This window comes from Streptomyces sp. NPDC047982 (genome assembly GCF_043204165.1).
Classification (GTDB): domain Bacteria; phylum Actinomycetota; class Actinomycetes; order Streptomycetales; family Streptomycetaceae; genus Streptomyces.
Genome location: NZ_JBIDBS010000004.1, coordinates 166,996 through 183,985 on the forward strand (window position 1 = coordinate 166,996; position 16,990 = coordinate 183,985).

Consider the following 16,990-nt stretch of genomic DNA (forward strand, 5'->3'; position numbering starts at 1 on the left):
GGTGACCTGCTCCGCATGCCGTGTTCCCGTCCTCACCCAGTTCGCCTCGCCCGACCTCGTCGGCCCGATCGTCGAAGACGGGGTCGATCCGGCGACGGACCCGGCCTGGGCGGATTCGGGCGCCGCGTCACGGGCCGAGTACGCGCGCTGGTCCGGTCATCTGTGCGGTATGACCTGCCTGCGCATGGCGCTCGGCGCCGGTGCCCCGTCCCTGTTCGCGCTGCGCGACGGGGCGGTCCGGTACGGCGCGTACACACAGGACGCGGACGGTGTGATCCGGGGGCTGGTCTACGCCCCGTTCGCGGAGTACGTCCGGGAGGTGCACGGCCTCGACGCCACGGTCCACCGTCACTTGTCGTCGCGGGAGATCCTCGGCCTGCTGGACGGCGGCCGCACGGTCCTGGCATCGGTGCACTACGGCATCCGGAGGCCGGAACTGTCTCCTCCGGGTCGGGGCGGGCACCTGGTGCTGCTGACGTCCCGCACGGCCGACGGCACCGGCGTCCACTTCCACAACCCGTCCGGCACGACGACCGGGACGCGCGCCGCGGACCTTTCCCTGCCCGACTTCGAGCGCTTCTTCGCGGGGCGCGGTGTGTCGCTGGTGGCACGCGACACCCCGTCGGCGGGGTGCGGTGTGCCGGAGGCGGTACGTGTGCGGCGGGACGCGCCGCGCACGTAATCAGGAACGGGAGCGGGCCCGGAGGCGTAGCCGGCCCCCGGGCCCTGAGAGTGCCACCCATGCGGCACGCCGACACTTTTAAGAACCCGCGTCAGGTTTATGTCGTCGCGTCCTGCCTTTAGACCATCGGAGACCGAAGCTCTCCGAGCCGGAGTCGAACCGGCATTTCGACGCCCATGGGCACGGGCCCGAGCGATTCGGCGATGGGTGGCGAATGCTGAGCCTGGAGCAAGAGTCTGAGATTGATCGCGGTCTGCCTCCGCCAGTTGGGCCACCCCGGCCCGTTGGTGCGACGGGCGCACCGAGTGCCGGGGGGAGGACTCGAACCTCCACTGGAACCGCGTCGTCACGACAAGCCTCAGTTTCAGCTTGCGCTCCTCGCGCACCCCGGCCGTAGTGGACGGCCGGGGAGTCCATGACCGGTCACCCGAAGAGGTAACCGAATATCGCATCACCCACCCGCTGGTCGGTGACATCCACGCCGTTGGCCTCCTCACGGGCGAACTTCACGGCCTGCTGGAGCTTCTCCACCCGGTCCAGCAGTTCGTTGACGCGCCGCGCCGGGAGGGCACCGGAGAACTTCACGGTCGTCCAGTAACCGATCGGAACGTCCTCGTAGTACACCTCGACCTGCGCCGGGTGCTTGTCGGTCGCCTCCGCCTTCACGTGGTTGCGGGGAACCTTCTTCGTACGGAGCGTCCGCACCGGCTCGGTCTTCCAGGAGTCCGTCGACGGGTCCTGGATCCACGCCTCGGCGGCGTCGAGCACCGGAAGCTTGCGCACGAACGTGTTGATGTCCGTCAACTGCTTCTCCAGGAAGAGCAGATACGACACCGGCACGTCGCTCACGAGCACCTGCCCGTCGACCTTCACATCCGCACGGGCAGTGCAGTTCGCCCAGTCCTTCGTGGCGGTCACATCGAAGAGGCGGGTCAGCGTCGTCGCGGTCTGCCTCAGCACGTCCTCGGCCTTGACCTGCACCAGGGTCGACTCGGGCGGCAACTGCTCGCCCTCCTCGTCCTTCGGCTGGTAGGTCCGGGAGATACCGGCCAGCAGACCGGTTTTCTGAAGGCCGTGATGCGCCGCCGTCAGGTCCTGGTGTGCCTTGGACTTGACGCCCTTCTCCACTGCGATGATCTGATTGAGTTTCGCCACGTCGAGAAAGCTAGCAGCGCCAAGGTCACGACTGCCATCAGTTTCCCGCACCCCAGTTCGATGAATTCCCTTCCCTCTGGGCCGCAGTCGGACCACCGTCGGGTCGTCGGGGCGTCGTCGGGGTGTCATCGGACCGCCGACGTGCTCGTCGAGAGGTACGGTTCGGCTTCGGGGCCGTCGGCTTGGGGACGGGTGCCGGCCGCGGGTCCGGACTCGTCCTCGGGGCTGGTGGGCCGGGACTCGGGTCCGGACGCGGCTCCGCAACACGGGGCGGATTGCGGGACGCGGCGGATTCGGGACACGTGTCAGCCTCCGCTCAGCCTCCGCCGAGTGCCGTGAGCGTGCCGACGGGGTCGGAGTCAGGGGTGGCGCGGGGCCACCAGTCGTCCTCGCCCGGTTCGGACTCGTAGCCGTACCAGCGGCCGTCGTGGCCGAAGCGGAGCTGGAGTGTGCCGTCGGGGTGCGTGAGGCGGTTGCGCCACGGGTGGAAGCGGGGGAAGTTGGCCGCCGCGAGCGCGGGACGGGCCCGGTCGAAGGGGCCGGCCGGAGGGTCCCAGGGCGTTTCGAGGACGGCCAGCCCCTCGGCACCGCCCTGGCGCCAGGCCGCGACGGCTCGGGCCAGATCGGTGGGGGTACGGCCGGTGGCGTACGCGAGTTCCCGGTAGAGGGCGCGGGTGGTCGCGGTGAGCCCGGCGGTGTGACGGGACGCGGCCAGTCGTACCGCGTCCTGCCATGGAGTGAGGCGGGCGAGCGGGTCGACGCCGGTGGCGAGGAGCGTGTGCGCGCGTGCCGAGGCGTCCGTGGCGAGGTGATCGAGGGCGAGCGGGTCCCGGGCACCGGGCAGGCCGGGGTACGCGGGCGGCTGCCCCGGGTGCGGCGGGAGCGGGAGTGGTGCGGGAAGCGGTGGGAGACGGTGGTCGGCAAGGGCTTCGCGGGCGGGCACCGAGGGGGTCGTGGGGGCAGCGGGGCGTTCCCGGGCCTCGTGCGCGGCGTTGCGGCGGCCCAGTTCTTCGAGGAGTTCGCGTTCGCCCCGGCCGCGCAGCAGCAGGAGGACGAACGGGTCGGTGTCCAGAAGCCGGGCCATCTGGTAGCAGAGCGCGGAGACATGCTTGCAGGGTCGGCCCCGGTCGGGGCAGGTGCAGTCGGGGTCGAGGTCGTCGGCGGCGGGCAGCAGCGCGACACCGGCCTCTGCCGCCGCGTCGACCAGCGAGTGCGGCATCTCCTTGTCGAGCAGTGCCGCCAGGTGGCCGGGGCGGGCGGCGACCGCGTCGAGAAAGGTGTCCCAGTCGGGGTCGGTGAGCGCCCGCAGGCGCAGTTCGGTGCGGTAGGGGCGGGGGCGGCTGCCGTGGACGTAGGCGACGACCCGGCCGGGGGTGACGGTGATCGCGGCGACCTTGCCGCTGTCGGCGTACGTACGGCCGCGGGCGAGCCGCGCCTCGTCCATCGACAGGGATTCCAGGGCGTCCACCCAGGCGCGTCCCCACCAACTGTCCGCGAAGGGTTCGTCGCCCTGGGAGGTGCGGGGCGGCACGGCCTCGAAGGTGCGGCGCAGATCGTCCGGGCCGGGACGCGGGCGCACGGCGGGACGGCTGTCGCCGCCGACGCCCCGACGGGCTTCGGCACGGGAATCGGGGGCGGTCGGCCCGCGGCCCTCGGGGCGTGGACCGGGACCGGTGGGGCGACGAACTCCGGGGCGGGAATCGGAGGCGGTGGGCCGACGGACATCGGCCCGGGAATCGGCGGAGGGGCGGTGGACCTCGGCACGGGAGTCAGCGGTGGGCCGACGGACGTCGGCACGGGAATCGGCGGCGACGAGCCGGCGCACCTCGGCACGCGGGTCGGCAGCGGTGAGGCGACGAACCCCGGCGCGGGAGTCGGCGGAGGGCGGGCGGACCTCGGGGCGAGGAGTCATGTCGGCCTCCTGAGTGAGACGAGGTCGGCCAGATCGCGGTCACTGAGCTCGGTCAGCGCGGTCTCGCCGCTGCCGAGGACGGCGTCGGCCAGATCCCTCTTGGCCCTCAGCAGCTCACCGATCCGGTCCTCGACCGTGCCTTCCGCGATCAGCCGGTGCACCTGCACGGGTTGCGTCTGGCCGATGCGGTACGCCCGGTCCGTGGCCTGTTCCTCGACGGCGGGATTCCACCAGCGGTCGTAGTGGACGACGTGGGCGGCCCGGGTGAGGTTCAGCCCGGTGCCCGCCGCTTTCAGGGAGAGCAGGAAGACCGGGACCTCGCCCGACTGGAAACGGTCCACCAGCCGTTCGCGCTCGGCCACCGGCGTACCGCCGTGCAGGAGCTGGGAGGGGACGGCCCGCGCGGTGAGGTGGGCGGCAAGAAGCCGGGCCATCGTCACGTACTGGGTGAAGACGAGAACGGATCCGTCCTCGGCGAGGATGGTGTCGAGCAGCTCGTCGAGCAGGGCGAGCTTTCCCGACCGGCCGACGAGGCGGGTCGGCTCCTCCTGCAGATACTGCGCCGGGTGGTTGCAGATCTGCTTGAGCGAGGTCAGCAGCTTCATGATCAGGCCGCGCCGGGCGATGCCCTCCGACGCCTCGATGGCCCCCATCGTCTCGCGGACCGCGGCCTCGTAGAGCGTCGCCTGCTCCCGGGTGAGGAAGACGGGGTGGTCGGTCTCCGTCTTGGACGGCAGCTCGGGCGCAATGCCGGGGTCGCACTTCCTGCGGCGCAGGAGGAACGGCCGGACCAGGCGGGAGAGCCGTTCGACCGCCTCGTCGTCGGCGGGCCCGGCGGCCGTCCCGGCGCTCTCGACGGCACGGGCGTGGCGCGCCCGGAAGCCCTTGAGGGGGCCCAGCAGGCCGGGCGTGGTCCAGTCGAGCAGGGCCCACAGCTCGGAGAGGTTGTTCTCGACGGGGGTACCGGTGAGGGCGACCCTGGCCGGGGCCGGGATGGTACGCAGCGCCTTCGCCGTGGAGGAGTGCGGATTCTTCACGTGCTGGGCCTCGTCGGCGACGATCATGCCCCAACTGTGGTCGGCCAGTCGCGCCGCGCTGGAACGCATCGTGCCGTACGTGGTGAGGACGAAGCCGCCGTCGGGCTCGGCGAGTGTGCGGTCGGCGCCGTGGAAGCGGCGGACGGGGACGCCGGGAGCGAAGCGGTTGATCTCCCGGTGCCAGTTGCCCAGGAGGGAGGCGGGGCAGACGACGAGGGTGGGCGCGGGGTGGGCACGGCGCAGATGGAGCGCGATGAGAGTGATCGTCTTGCCCAGCCCCATGTCGTCGGCGAGACAGGCACCGAGACCGAGTGAGGTCATCCGGTCCAGCCAGGCGAGACCGTGGAGTTGGTAGTCGCGGAGTACGGCGTCGAGGCCGGGCGGCGGGGCGATGACGGTGGTGTCCGCGGTGATGCGGGCGCGGAGTGCGGCCAGGGCCCCGACGGGCACCGCTTCGACCTGTTCGCCGTCGACCTCGGCGCTGCCGGTGAGTGCCACGGAGAGGGCGTCGACCGGATCGAGCAGGCCGAGCTCCCGCTTGCGTGCCTTGCGGACGAGCGCGGGGTCGACCACGACCCACTGGTCGCGCAGGCGGACCACGGGCCGGTGCGCCTCCGCGAGAACGTCCATCTCCTGCTCGGTGAGCTGCTCGCCACCCAGGGCCAACTGCCAGTTGAAGGAGAAGAGTTGCTCGGCCTCGAAGAACGATGTGCCGTCGGTGGCCGAGCCCGGGGCGGGCCGCACGACGGCGGTGGCGGTCAGGGAACGGACGAGCTCCCTCGGCCAGTGGACACCCACCCCGGCCGCGGCCAGTCGGGGCCCGGCGTCGCCCAGCAACTCGTACAGCTCGTCCTCGTCGAGCGCCAGCACATCGGGCACCGGCTGATCCAGCAGCCGCTCCAGCGGTGACCAGACACGAGCGGCCCGGCGCAGCGCGAGCACGGCGTCGATCCTGGCCCGCGGGCCGAACGGCTCCCCCGCCCCGCCGTGCCACAGCGTGCCGGCGTCGACGACGTAGGTCGGGTCGGCCAGGCTGTGCACCTGGGTGATCGCCGCGGCTGCGTGGCGTGTTCCGGTGGGGCGTGTTCCGGTGGGGCGTGCGGCACCGCGCCGACCGGCACCGGTCCGGGCCCCCGCCGCTGTGTCAGAGGCGTCGTCGGCGTGCGGACCGTCCGGGACGTGAGGGTCGGCCGTTGCGTGCATGTCGGCTGTTTCATGCGCGCCCACCGTTTCCGGAGCGCCGGACGTGTCGGCCACATTGATCGTCCCGGTGCCGCTGATCCTCCCGGCCGCGCTGATCCTCCCGGCCGCGCTGGTCGTCTCGTACGCGTCGGCCGTGTCGAAGAGTTCGTACGCCGACAGGTCGAGGCGCAGCGAGACACGTACGCCCGCGTCGAGTCCGGCGGCGACGTCCACGGCCCAGGCGCGGGCTCCTGGCAGGTGCTGGGCTTCTCGGGCCGCGAAGGGCGCGCCCATCGCGTACGCGGCGGCGGGCGTGCGGGGCAGGGTGTCGGCCACGGCGTCGAGGAACGCGCCGAGCAGCCATTCCGGGTCGGGCAGCCGGAGCGGCGCACGGTCCGGGACCGGGACCGCGTACCCCTCCGGCGGCATGGCGGCGGCGATCGCCCGCAGATGTGCGATGTCCTCGGCATCGCGCGGACCGGCCCGCCAGGCGTCGAGGTCGTCACTCGTCAGGCCGGGGAGCAGCCTGCCGCGCGCCACCAGGTTGAGCGCCTGGAGCGCGGCGGCTCCCCAGCAGCGGGTGGCGGGATGCGCGCACCCGTGATGCCGGGCGCGCACGAGCAGGGGCAGCGCGTCGGTCACGGGCAGCAGGACGGCCGGCACGGCGCTCCGACGCGCTCCGCCCCGCTGTCCGTGTCTGCGGACGACAGTGATCTCCGCGGTGGTGACACCGTGTGCGCGGGCGTCCGCGGGTCCGTCGGCCGAGCCCGCGTTCCCGGCGGCCGTGAGCGGGAGCGCGCCGCCGTCGGGATCCCAGAAGGCGACGCGTCCGTCCCTCGGCAACGGCGCGGGCAGGAAGACGGCCGCGCACCCGATGAGACGGATGGCGGAGACGTCGGCCTGCGGCTGGTGTTGCGCCGTGATCATCGGTCCCCTCCCCTGCCGCTCTACCGCTCCGGTCGTCCCGATCGCCTGATGCTCATGACTCCTGCGAGTCTAGGCGGGGGGTATGACAATCGGCTTCGCGATGGCGTTCCCGCAGCGGGGAGGCGGTATGCGACCCATTTCTCCTCGACAGCGCCGGGCGCGGCGCTGTCGAGGAGAGCGAAGGACTCGGATCAGTGCGGGGCGAGCGGCTTGGGACGAGGGGACCGCGCGGGCTCGGCGGGCGCGGCCGGGGGCTTCTGCGCGGAGGAATCGGGCGCCGGAGGCGCAGGAGCCGGCGAGCGCTGCGGCGGGCGCGGCCTCGGGTGCGCCTGCTGCGTCTGCGCGGTGCGCTGGGTCTGCGCCTGCGCGGTGCGCTGCGACGGCGAGGGGCGCGGCGCCTGCGCGGGAGACGCGGAGGGCTGGGCGGGACGAGGGGCCTGCTGCGCCGCGGGCGCCCCGTCGGGTGCGGACTGGTGCGCTCGCTCCAGGAAGCGGAGCAGCTCCACCGGGAACGGCAGCACCAGCGTGGAGTTCTTCTCGGCGGCGACGGCCACCACCGTCTGCAGCAGTCGCAGCTGCAGAGCCGCGGGCTGGGAGGACATCGCGCTCGCCGCCTCGGCGAGCTTCTTCGACGCCTGGAGCTCGGCGTCCGCGTTGATCACACGGGCGCGACGCTCACGGTCGGCCTCGGCCTGACGCGCCATGGAGCGCTTCATCGTCTCCGGAAGCGAGACGTCCTTGATCTCCACCCGGTCGATCTGCACGCCCCACCCGACCGCCGGGCTGTCGATCATCAATTCGAGGCCCTGGTTCAGCTTCTCGCGGTTGGACAGCAGATCGTCCAGATCGCTCTTGCCGATGATCGACCGCAGCGAGGTCTGTGCCATCTGCGACACCGCGAACCGGTAGTCCTCCACCTGGATCAACGCGCTCGCCGCGTCGACCACCTTGAAGTAGATGACGGCGTCCACCCGCACCGTCACGTTGTCCCGCGTGATGCCGTCCTGCGCCGGCACCGGCATCGTCACGATCTGCATGTTGACCTTGCGCAGCCGGTCGATACCGGGGACCACCATGGTGAATCCGGGCCCGCGCACATCGTCACGCAGCCTGCCGAGCCTCAGAACGACGCCCCGCTCGTACTGTTTGACGACCTTGGCAGCCGCGGCCAGGTACAGCAAACCTGCCGAGGCCGCCACCACTACCGCGATCACGAGATCCTGGACCATGACGGGCCCCCTGACAGCCGGAACACCTGATACCACGGTATGCCCAATATCCACCGATATGAAGGTGTGGTGCGGCGGCACCCACGACGGGGCGTCCGCACGGCGTGGCATCCCTACGACGCGGCACCCTGACGACCGGAGCGGCGCGACGGGGTCGGTACGCGGAACCGGGCGCCGAAAGGGTCGGTACGCGGAGCCGGGTGCACGGGAGCCGGTGAACGGGGACCCTTCGCCCGCCCGGCCGCACACCGGATGCCGGGGAGCAGCGGGACGGGCAGGGTGGCCAGCATCGGCACGCGCCGGTACCGACGGATCCGATGGTGCCGACGGATCCGATGGTGCCGACGGATCCGATGGTGCCGACGAATCCGATGGTGCCGACGAATGACCGGACGAGACAGACGAGGTTCCGCCCATGCCTGCGATCGATCAGCGACGCCGCCATCCCGGCATCGCAGCCGTGACCGCGCTCCTGGCGCTCATCATCACGGGCTGCTCCGGTCTCGGCCGGACCGCGGTCGGACCGGTCACGTACACGACCGAACGGGATGCCGAGGTCACGTTGCAGAGCCCGCCGGTGAGGGGGTGCCACCGACTCGACCCCGCGGGTGCCAAAGCGGTGACCAATGGCACCCTCGTCGACATCGTCCTGTACCGCACACCCGACTGCACCGGGCCGGGCGCGACCTACCTCGCGACCACGTTCACCGACGTCAACGGCAGCGGCGCGCTTCCGTGGCGCAGCTTCCGTACGATTCACTGATCCGCGCCGCATGCTTCGCCTCCGTCGGTTCCCCCTCTCGCCCCGCCCTTTACTCCGCCCCCTTCACTTCGGTCCCCTTGCTCCCCTCGCCCCCCTTCCGGCGTTCCGTCAGACCGAGCGGCGTGCCACCAACGCCGCGCTGATGTGCTGGAGGTCGGCCGGGCGCGACGGGGAGAGGCCGGTCAGGCGGTCGATGCGGCGGATGCGGTAGTCGACGGTGTTGGGATGGATGTGCAGGGCGGCCGCAGTGGTCCGCCGGTCCAGCCCGAGTTCGAGATATGTCTCCAAGGTGTGCAGCAGTTCGGGCTTGGTCTCCAGCGGTCCCAGCAGCCGTGCCAGTCCGGGCAGCGCTTCGCTGGGCCGGCTGAGCTGGTACTCCAGCAGGACATCGGCGAGCCGGTACAGGCCGGACGGTCGGCCGGTGCGGACGACCAGGTCGACGATCTCCGCGTTACGGGCCACGGCGGCCGGAACGGCCCCCGGTTCCACGGTCTCCGCGGCGGCCGTGACGGGGACCCCCGCCGCACGGGCCGTCTCGTCGATCAGCGCGCACAGTCCGCCCGGACCGTGCCATTGCGGCGGCTCCGCGACGGGCAGCAGCACCGTGCCGCCGGACGCGTCGAGGGCGGTGAGCACCGGTGTACCGGCGAAGCGGTCGAGGACCGTACGGATCCGGCGACTGACCATCGGCGGCAACGACACCGAGCTCGTCGGCATCGCGCAGAAGTGCACCACCCTCGACCCGAACGCCACTCCGTGCAAGGAAAAGCGCCGACTACGCGTTCCACGACCTGCTCACCGCCGTCGCCACGAACGGCTCCGGCGCGACCGTCTTCCACTGCAGTGCGGGCAAGGACCGCACCGGCTGGGGCACGGCCGTCCTGCTCACCCTGCTCGGCGTCCCGCGCGGCACCGTCGAGGCGGACTTCCTCGCCAGCAACCAGTACACCGGCAACCCGAAGGCCGTCGAACTCGGCTGGCTGCGCGCGGCCTTCGCCCAGGTGGACGACCTTTACGGCGACTTCGACACCTACGTACGGGAAGGGCTGAAGATCGACGACGCGACGGTGGCCGCGCTGCGCGCCAAGCTGCTGAGCAACTGAGCAACCGTCATCGGCCGTCGGACGAAAGGACGTTCCCGAACGCCGCACACGCCGACTCCGGCAGGGCGTGTGCGGCGAACGACGGACGAGGTCGTCAGCACATCGGATAGCGGTCGGCGGGCCACACGACCGCGTGCTCGAACTCCAGGCACAGGTCGTCGGCCAGTTCGCCGATCACCGTCCGCCCCTCCGTCGCCACCAGCCAGGACGGCGGAAGATGCACGTCGCCGTGGCGGGCGCCGAGCAGATTGCCGCACACCGCCCCGGTGGAGTCGCTGTCGCCGGAGTGGTTGACCGAGAGCAGCAGCGCCTGCGCCACCTGTTCGGCGCCCGGCAGCACCAGGGCGCAGTACACGGCGATGGCCAGGGCCTCCTCCGCGACCCAGCCCGCTCCCAGGGTCTCCACCTTCTCGGCCGTCGGCCGCCCCTCGGCGGCCAGGTCCACGGCCGCGCGCAGCGCCCCCGTGGTCTCCTCGTGCCCCGGATGGCGGCCCAGCAGTTCCATGGCCCGCAGCACCGCGCCCGCCATCGAGTCGCCCTCCAGGAGGTGGGTGACGATCGCGGCGAGCGCCCCGGCCGCGTACCCGCCGGTCGGATGGCCGTGAGTGATCTGCGCGCACCAGTAGGCGAGCCGGAACCCCGCCTCGGCGTCCGCCGCCACCAGGCCGAACGGGGCCGACCGCATCACGGTGCCGCACCCCTTGGACCCGGTGTTCACGGGGCCCGACCCGCCGAGCCGCCCCATCGGCTCCGGCACATGGCCGGTGGCGAGACCGGTCAGGCAGGCATTGCCCGGGGCCCGGCGCGCGTACAGCCACGGCTCCAGCCTGAGCCGTCCGGTCCGCACCGGGTCGTCGCCGCCCCCGGTCGGCGGGGCGGGATGGTTCTGGGTGTCCAGCCAGCGCAGATAGGCGTTTCGCACGATCGCGGTCTCGGCACCCCCGATGCCCTTCGCCGTCGCCCGGCCATGGGCCCTGATCAGCCCCTCGGCCGTGAACAGGGTCATCTGGGTGTCGTCCGTGACCCGGCCGACGACGCCCTCCTCGTCCGCGAGGAGCCCCCGCACCCCGTGCTCACCGTGCGCGCGCCGGATACCGGCGAGGGAGAGGAACTCCACCGGGTTTCCCAGCGCGTCCCCGATCGCCCCGCCCAGCAGACAGCCCCGTACCCGCGCCCTGCGACCCGCGCGGTCCCCCCATGATGCGCCGTTCACGCACGATCCCCTCGACTCGGTGCCGACCCTGTCGGTGTCGACATGTCCCCAAAGCAACCGTCGCGGGTCCATCCTGGTAAGAGAGGTGATCACCATGCGTACCGGCAATGAACCGACGACTGCCCGTAGTCCTCTGCGACTGCGGCTGTGCCTGAGTCTATGGGGGCTGGCCTGGACCGTCTTCGGCCTGACCGCCTTCACGCTGGCCGACCGTCCGGCCTGGGCCGCCGCCTGCGGCCTGCTGCTTCTGCTGGTCCTCGCGGACATCGCGGTGATCATCCACCACATCCACCAGGGCCCGCACTACCAGCCGGGCCGGAACATCCCTCCGTACGAACCCGACCACGGCGGACGGGGGCGGTACGGCCACTGACCCGGCCGGCCGCAGGACGGCGGGCGTCCTCGCCCGCCGCCCTACGCTCCGGGAGACCGCACCCGCGCCGGGGCACCGGGGACACGGACACCCGCGGGGCCTGGGCGCGGAAGACCGGGGCCCGGCGTGCGGCGGGGTACGGGCCGCCGGTCTCAGCCCTTGGCCGCGGCCCGCCGGGTCAGCTCGGCCCACACCGCACGGACCTGCGGTTCCAGTTCCGCCAACGGTCCGTCGTTGTCGATGACCAGGTCGGCCACGGCACGCCGCTGCTCCCGGGTGGCCTGCGCGGACATCCGGGCGCGGGCCTCGGACTCGCTCATCCCGCGCAGCCGTACGAGCCGGTCGAGCTGGGTCTGGGGACCGGCGTCCACGACGACGACCATGTCGTAGAGCGGGGCGAGGCCGTTCTCGGTGAGGAGAGGGACGTCGTGGACGACGATCGCGTCGGGGCCCGCCGCCCGTTCCAGCTCGGCGGAACGGGCGCCGACCAGCGGGTGGACGATCGCATTGAGCGTGGCGAGCCGGTCGGCGTCGGAGAACACGATCGAGCCGAGCTTCGGGCGGTCGAGGGCGCCCTCGGCGGTCAGCACGTGCGCGCCGAACGCGTCGACGACGGCCGCGAGGCCGGGAGTCCCCGGCTCGACGACCTCGCGCGCGATCCGGTCCGCGTCGATCAGTACCGCCCCGTAGCCGACGAGCAGCCGCGACACTTCACTCTTGCCGGCGCCGATCCCGCCGGTCAGGCCCACTTTCAGCATGCCGGGCAGCCTAGTGCCATGACCGGCGATGTTTGCCCCGAAGGGGCGTCGTCCGGTGCGTGCGATCGCAAGGCGGCCGGAAGCCCTGGTAGCGGCCTACGGGGGCTTTTGGCCAACGCCGCGAGCAAGGGGGTCTCCCCTGCTCGAACGAAGCCGAGAGCTCGGGGAGGTGCCGGGCGGCGCGACGGGCAAACGTTGCCGGGAGGGGCACTACAACTAGGGCGCCCCAGTCGCAGTGCCCCGGCTGGCGCCCCTATGGGGGCGGTCCTGGGCGAACGGTCAGGCATCCCCTTCACGCTCCGCGAGGAAGCGCTCGAATTCGCGGCCGATCTCGTCGGCGGAGGGAAGCTCGACCGGCTCGGCGACCAGGTTGCCCCGGGTCTCGGCACCCGCGACCGCGTCGTACTGGTGCTCAAGGCCCTCGACGAGCGAGACGAGTTCTTCGTCCCCCTGGCCGATCTGCCGCTCGATCTCGGTCTGGGTGCGGTGCGCCTCCGTGCGCAGGGCATGGGCGACGGACGGCAGGACCAGCCCCGTCGCGGCCGTGATCGACTCCAGGGCGGTGAGCGCCGCGTCCGGGTAGGCGGAGCGGGCCACGTAGTGCGGCACATGGGCCGCGACGCCGAGGACGTCGTGCCCGGCCTCCATCAGCCGGTACTCCACCAGCGCTTCGGCCGAGCCCGGGACCTGCGCCTCGTCGAACGGGCTGCGATGGCCGGGCATCAGGTCCGTGCGGTTCCCGTGCGGGGTGATGCCGACGGGGCGGGTGTGCGGGACGCCCATCGGAATCCCGTGGAAGTTGACCGCGAGGCGGACGCCGAGGCGCTCGACGATCTGCTCGACGGCAGCGGCGAAGCGCTCCCACTCCGCGTCGGGCTCGGGCCCGGAGAGCAGCAGGAACGGCGCCCCGGTGGCGTCCTGCACGACGCGGACCTCCAGCACCGGGGCCTCGTAGCCCGCCCACCGATCGCGCCGGAAGGTCAGCAGCGGCCGACGCGCGCGGTAGTCGACGAGCCGGTCGTGGTCGAAGCGGGCGACGACCTGGTGCGGCAGCGTTGCGAGCAGGCCGTCGACGATCTGCTCGCCGGTCTCACCCGCGTCGATGTACCCGTCGAAGTGGTAGAGCATGACCAGACCGGCCGATTCCTGGGCGAGCGCCATGTCGACGACGGCCAGCCCCTTCGGCTCCCATTCGTACAAACTCTGCGGATCAGGCACGGTTACCGCTCCTCCTCGTGTTCCCCGGCAAGAACATCCGACGGGACATGGGCATTCCCGGACCGCGTCCCTCGCGCGTCGGTTCAGGGACCCTCCGACGGGAAGGCACCCCCCATGCGCACCCGCGTCCTGCTCCCCGCCCTGCTGGCCTGCGCACTCACCACCGGCGGCCTCTCCCTCACCCCCGCCACCGCGGCCGTCGCCCCCGCCGAGCGGACACGGCCGGCACGGCCGCGGTCATCGACGTGAGCACCGCCGCCCAGCTCACGTCCGCTCTCACCGCCGCCGCCCCCGGCGACACGATCCGCCTAGCCGACGGCACGTACAAGGGCAACTTCAAGGCGACCATCCCCGGCACCGCCTCCGCCCGGATCACCCTCACCGGCTCGGCCAAGGGGGTCCTCACCGCCGGTGGCGGCTACGGGCTGCACCTCAACGGCGCGTCCTACTCGACCGTCCGGGGCATCACCGTCACCCCGTAGAAGCGCCCCCACGAGCCACCTCTGCGGAAATGAACCGCCCGCGCGGACCCGCCCTGGAAACAGACGCGCGACTCCGCCCCTGAACACACGTGAGGCCCGTCCCCCGAAGGGAACGGGCCTCACCGTCAGCCGTCCCGGTCATTCACCGACCGGAGGGGCGAAGGCGCAGAGCGTCAGCTCTGGCCACCCGCCAGCTTCTCGCGCAGAGCGGCCAGGGCCTCGTCCGACGCCAGGGCGCCGGAGTTGTCCGCCGACTCCGAGGAGTACGAGCCACCGCTGCCGCCGGAGGCGGCCGGGGCACCACCGGCCGGGGCGGCAGCGCCCTCGGCAGCGGCGGCCTCGTCGGCCTCGCGGGACTTGATGACCTGGGCCTGGTGCTGCTCGAAGCGCTGCTGCGCCTCGGCGTACTGCGTCTCCCACGCCTCGCGCTGAGCCTCGTAGCCCTCGAGCCAGTCGTTGGTCTCGGGGTCGAAGCCCTCGGGGTAGATGTAGTTGCCCTGGTCGTCGTAGGACGCGGCCATGCCGTACAGGGTCGGGTCGAACTCGACCGACGCCGGGTCGGCACCGAAGGACTCGTTGGCCTGCTTCAGCGAGAGGCTGATGCGGCGGCGCTCCAGGTCGATGTCGATGACCTTGACGAAGATCTCGTCGTTGACCTGGACGACCTGCTCCGGGATCTCGACGTGGCGCTCGGCCAGCTCGGAGATGTGGACCAGGCCCTCGATGCCCTCGTCGACGCGCACGAACGCACCGAACGGAACGAGCTTGGTGACCTTACCGGGAACGACCTGCCCGATCTGGTGCGTACGGGCGAACTGCTGCCACGGGTCCTCCTGCGTCGCCTTGAGCGACAGGGAGACGCGCTCGCGGTCCATGTCGACGTCGAGGACCTCGACCGTGACCTCCTGGCCGACCTCGACGACCTCGGAGGGGTGGTCGATGTGCTTCCAGGACAGCTCGGAGACGTGCACGAGACCGTCGACGCCGCCGAGGTCCACGAACGCACCGAAGTTGACGATCGAGGAGACGACGCCGGAGCGGACCTGACCCTTCTGCAGGGTCGTGAGGAACGTCTGGCGGACCTCGCTCTGGGTCTGCTCCAGCCAGGCACGGCGGGACAGGACCACGTTGTTGCGGTTCTTGTCCAGCTCGATGATCTTGGCCTCGAGCTCCTTGCCCACGTAGGGCTGGAGGTCACGGACACGACGCATCTCGACGAGGGAGGCCGGCAGGAAGCCGCGGAGGCCGATGTCGAGGATGAGACCACCCTTGACGACCTCGATGACGGTACCGGTGACGATGCCGTCCTCTTCCTTGATCTTCTCGATCGTGCCCCAGGCACGCTCGTACTGAGCGCGCTTCTTGGACAGGATGAGGCGACCTTCCTTGTCCTCCTTCTGGAGAACCAGGGCCTCGATCTCGTCACCGACCTTGACGACCTCGTTGGGGTCGACGTCGTGCTTGATCGAGAGCTCGCGGGAGGGGATGACGCCTTCGGTCTTGTAACCGATGTCGAGCAGGACCTCGTCCCGGTCGACCTTCACGATGACGCCGTCGACGATGTCGCCGTCGTTGAAGTACTTGATCGTCTCGTCGATCGCGGCGAGGAAGGCTTCCTCGTTACCGATGTCGTTGACCGCTACCTGCGGGGTGGTGGCGGTGGTCTCGGTGCTGCTCGTCATGTGGGAAAGGGCTCCGGTACGGACAGTAAGTCGTAGGTACTGCTACGCCGGAAGCCCGTATCGCCTCTGCAGAAGCCGGACAGCCCGGGAAGCACCGGACCCGCCGTACGGGAGGCGCCTCGTGAACCGAGGGGACATACAACAGATGCGAGCGCGACCTGCTAGGTCTGAGGCGCGCAGGCTCGCAGCGCAACTTGTAGCATACGGGGGCAGCCGGGCACGGTCAATGCACGAAGGCGCACACCCGCGACGCATCGGCCCAATTCCGGCACATTTCGTGTTCCGCGAGGCCGCGTCGCCGCAGGGCACGCTCCCTCGGTGCGGGGGCCGTTGCCGGACGGCCCCTGCGTACCTCTCGCGTGCGACAGGGTGAAGGCAAACTACAACGACGGACACGATGAGCCAAGAGATGCACCTGCCCGAGCCGGAGGCGACCCGCCGCGCCGCCTCGGAGACCGAGAGCAGCCGGGCCAGTCGCGGCTGGTGGGACCGGAACGCCGACGACTACCAGACCGACCACGGCGCGTTCCTCGGCGACGACCGCTTCGTCTGGGGCCCCGAGGGGCTCGACGAGGCCGAGGCCGGTCTGCTGGGTCCGGCCGGCTCGCTGAAGGGACTCGACGTCCTGGAGATCGGCGCCGGCGCCGCGCAGTGCTCGCGCTGGCTGGCCGCGCAGGGGGCCCGCCCCGTCGCTCTGGACCTGTCGCACCGGCAGTTGCAGCACGCGCTGCGGATCGGCGGCGAGGTGCCGCTGGTGGAGGCCGACGCCGGGGTGCTGCCGTTCCGTGACGGCGCGTTCGACCTGGCGTGCTCGGCCTATGGCGCGGTGCCGTTCGTCGCCGACCCCGTGCGGGTGTTCCGCGAGGTGCACCGGGTGCTGCGGCCCGGCGGGCGCTGGGTGTTCTCGGTGACGCATCCGGTGCGCTGGGCGTTCCCGGACGAGCCGGGGCCCGAGGGACTGTCGGTCGCGTCCTCCTACTTCGACCGCACGCCCTACGTGGAGCAGGACGAGCGCGGCGAGGCCGTGTACGTCGAGCACCACCGGACGCTGGGCGACCGGGTACGGGACGTGGTGGCCGGCGGGTTCCGACTGGTCGACCTGGTCGAACCCGAGTGGCCCGCCTGGAACCACCAGGAGTGGGGCGGCTGGTCCCCGCTGCGCGGCAACCTGATCCCGGGCACGGCGATCTTCGTCTGCGAACGGGCCTGAGCCCCGGTCCGGGACCACGTCGCCGTCCGCCAAGGGGGCCGCGTCCGGTCCCGGACCGCGACCG

The 16,990-nt window shown here is 71.8% G+C and carries 12 protein-coding genes, 1 tRNA gene and 3 pseudogenes; 6 read left to right on the plus strand and 10 right to left on the minus strand.

The features are described 5' to 3' along the window. Nucleotide 1 precedes the first annotated feature (1 nt). Entirely contained in the window at nt 2-682 is a 681-nt protein-coding gene (locus tag ACGF2V_RS06300) for a peptidase (RefSeq protein WP_362703814.1), read from the plus strand. Nucleotides 683-988: 306 nt separating this feature from the next. Here the strand turns inward: ACGF2V_RS06300 and ACGF2V_RS06305 are convergent. The 5 genes from ACGF2V_RS06305 to ACGF2V_RS06325 all read right to left on the minus strand — a co-directional run bounded on the left by ACGF2V_RS06305 (nt 989) and on the right by ACGF2V_RS06325 (nt 8,124). Further along, nucleotides 989-1,074 (minus strand) — tRNA-OTHER (locus ACGF2V_RS06305). 31 nt (nt 1,075-1,105) lie between these two features. Next, nucleotides 1,106-1,837 (minus strand): hypothetical protein, encoded by a 732-nt coding sequence (locus ACGF2V_RS06310; protein WP_362621081.1) that lies wholly within the window; start codon nt 1,835-1,837, stop codon nt 1,106-1,108. A gap of 316 nt (nt 1,838-2,153) precedes the next feature. Continuing rightward, nucleotides 2,154-3,749 (minus strand): SWIM zinc finger family protein, encoded by a 1,596-nt coding sequence (locus ACGF2V_RS06315; protein ID WP_362621083.1) that lies wholly within the window; start codon nt 3,747-3,749, stop codon nt 2,154-2,156. Further along, entirely contained in the window at nt 3,746-6,895 is a 3,150-nt protein-coding gene (locus tag ACGF2V_RS06320) for a DEAD/DEAH box helicase (RefSeq protein ID WP_362703817.1), read from the minus strand. Before ACGF2V_RS06320 ends, ACGF2V_RS06315 begins: the two co-directional genes overlap by 4 nt. Nucleotides 6,896-7,086: 191 nt before the next feature. Next, a complete protein-coding gene (locus ACGF2V_RS06325; RefSeq protein WP_362621087.1) occupies nt 7,087-8,124 on the minus strand; it encodes a slipin family protein in 1,038 nt (345 codons plus the stop codon). A 415-nt stretch (nt 8,125-8,539) separates the two neighbouring features. Here ACGF2V_RS06325 and ACGF2V_RS06330 point away from each other — a divergent pair, with 415 nt between their 5' ends. Beyond that, nucleotides 8,540-8,887 (plus strand): hypothetical protein, encoded by a 348-nt coding sequence (locus tag ACGF2V_RS06330; protein WP_362703820.1) that lies wholly within the window; start codon nt 8,540-8,542, stop codon nt 8,885-8,887. 108 nt (nt 8,888-8,995) lie between these two features. On the opposite strand, the pseudogene ACGF2V_RS06335 reads toward ACGF2V_RS06330, so the two are convergent. Further along, a pseudogene (locus tag ACGF2V_RS06335) lies at nt 8,996-9,565 on the minus strand (PucR family transcriptional regulator); the annotation flags it as partial. A 92-nt stretch (nt 9,566-9,657) separates the two neighbouring features. Between ACGF2V_RS06335 and ACGF2V_RS06340 the strand changes: the two are divergent. Beyond that, a pseudogene (locus ACGF2V_RS06340) lies at nt 9,658-9,990 on the plus strand (tyrosine-protein phosphatase); the annotation flags it as partial. Between the two features lie 94 nt (nt 9,991-10,084). Here the strand turns inward: ACGF2V_RS06340 and ACGF2V_RS06345 are convergent. Beyond that, on the minus strand, nt 10,085-11,203 hold the full coding sequence (locus tag ACGF2V_RS06345; protein WP_362621091.1) for an ADP-ribosylglycohydrolase family protein: 1,119 nt from the start codon (nt 11,201-11,203) through the stop codon (nt 10,085-10,087). Nucleotides 11,204-11,297: 94 nt separating this feature from the next. Here ACGF2V_RS06345 and ACGF2V_RS06350 point away from each other — a divergent pair, with 94 nt between their 5' ends. Next, nucleotides 11,298-11,576: a DUF6343 family protein gene (locus ACGF2V_RS06350; protein ID WP_362621093.1), complete on the plus strand. Its 279-nt coding sequence runs from the start codon at nt 11,298-11,300 to the stop codon at nt 11,574-11,576. A gap of 152 nt (nt 11,577-11,728) precedes the next feature. On the opposite strand, the gene coaE is transcribed toward ACGF2V_RS06350, so the two are convergent. Continuing rightward, entirely contained in the window at nt 11,729-12,334 is a 606-nt protein-coding gene (coaE, locus tag ACGF2V_RS06355) for a dephospho-CoA kinase (RefSeq protein WP_362621095.1), read from the minus strand. A 279-nt stretch (nt 12,335-12,613) separates the two neighbouring features. After that, a complete protein-coding gene (locus ACGF2V_RS06360; protein WP_362621097.1) occupies nt 12,614-13,552 on the minus strand; it encodes a PAC2 family protein in 939 nt (312 codons plus the stop codon). Nucleotides 13,553-13,666: 114 nt separating this feature from the next. Here ACGF2V_RS06360 and ACGF2V_RS06365 point away from each other — a divergent pair. After that, a pseudogene (locus tag ACGF2V_RS06365) lies at nt 13,667-14,025 on the plus strand (sheath polysaccharide-degrading enzyme); the annotation flags it as partial. 182 nt (nt 14,026-14,207) lie between these two features. Here the strand turns inward: ACGF2V_RS06365 and rpsA are convergent. Beyond that, nucleotides 14,208-15,716 carry a 30S ribosomal protein S1 gene (gene rpsA / locus ACGF2V_RS06370; protein WP_073788681.1) on the minus strand — a complete coding sequence of 503 codons (1,509 nt, stop codon included), beginning with the start codon at nt 15,714-15,716 and terminating at the stop codon, nt 14,208-14,210. Nucleotides 15,717-16,113: 397 nt separating this feature from the next. Between rpsA and ACGF2V_RS06375 the strand changes: the two genes are divergently transcribed. Further along, nucleotides 16,114-16,926 (plus strand): class I SAM-dependent methyltransferase, encoded by an 813-nt coding sequence (locus ACGF2V_RS06375; protein ID WP_362621100.1) that lies wholly within the window; start codon nt 16,114-16,116, stop codon nt 16,924-16,926. The last annotated feature ends 64 nt before the right edge of the window (nt 16,927-16,990 follow it).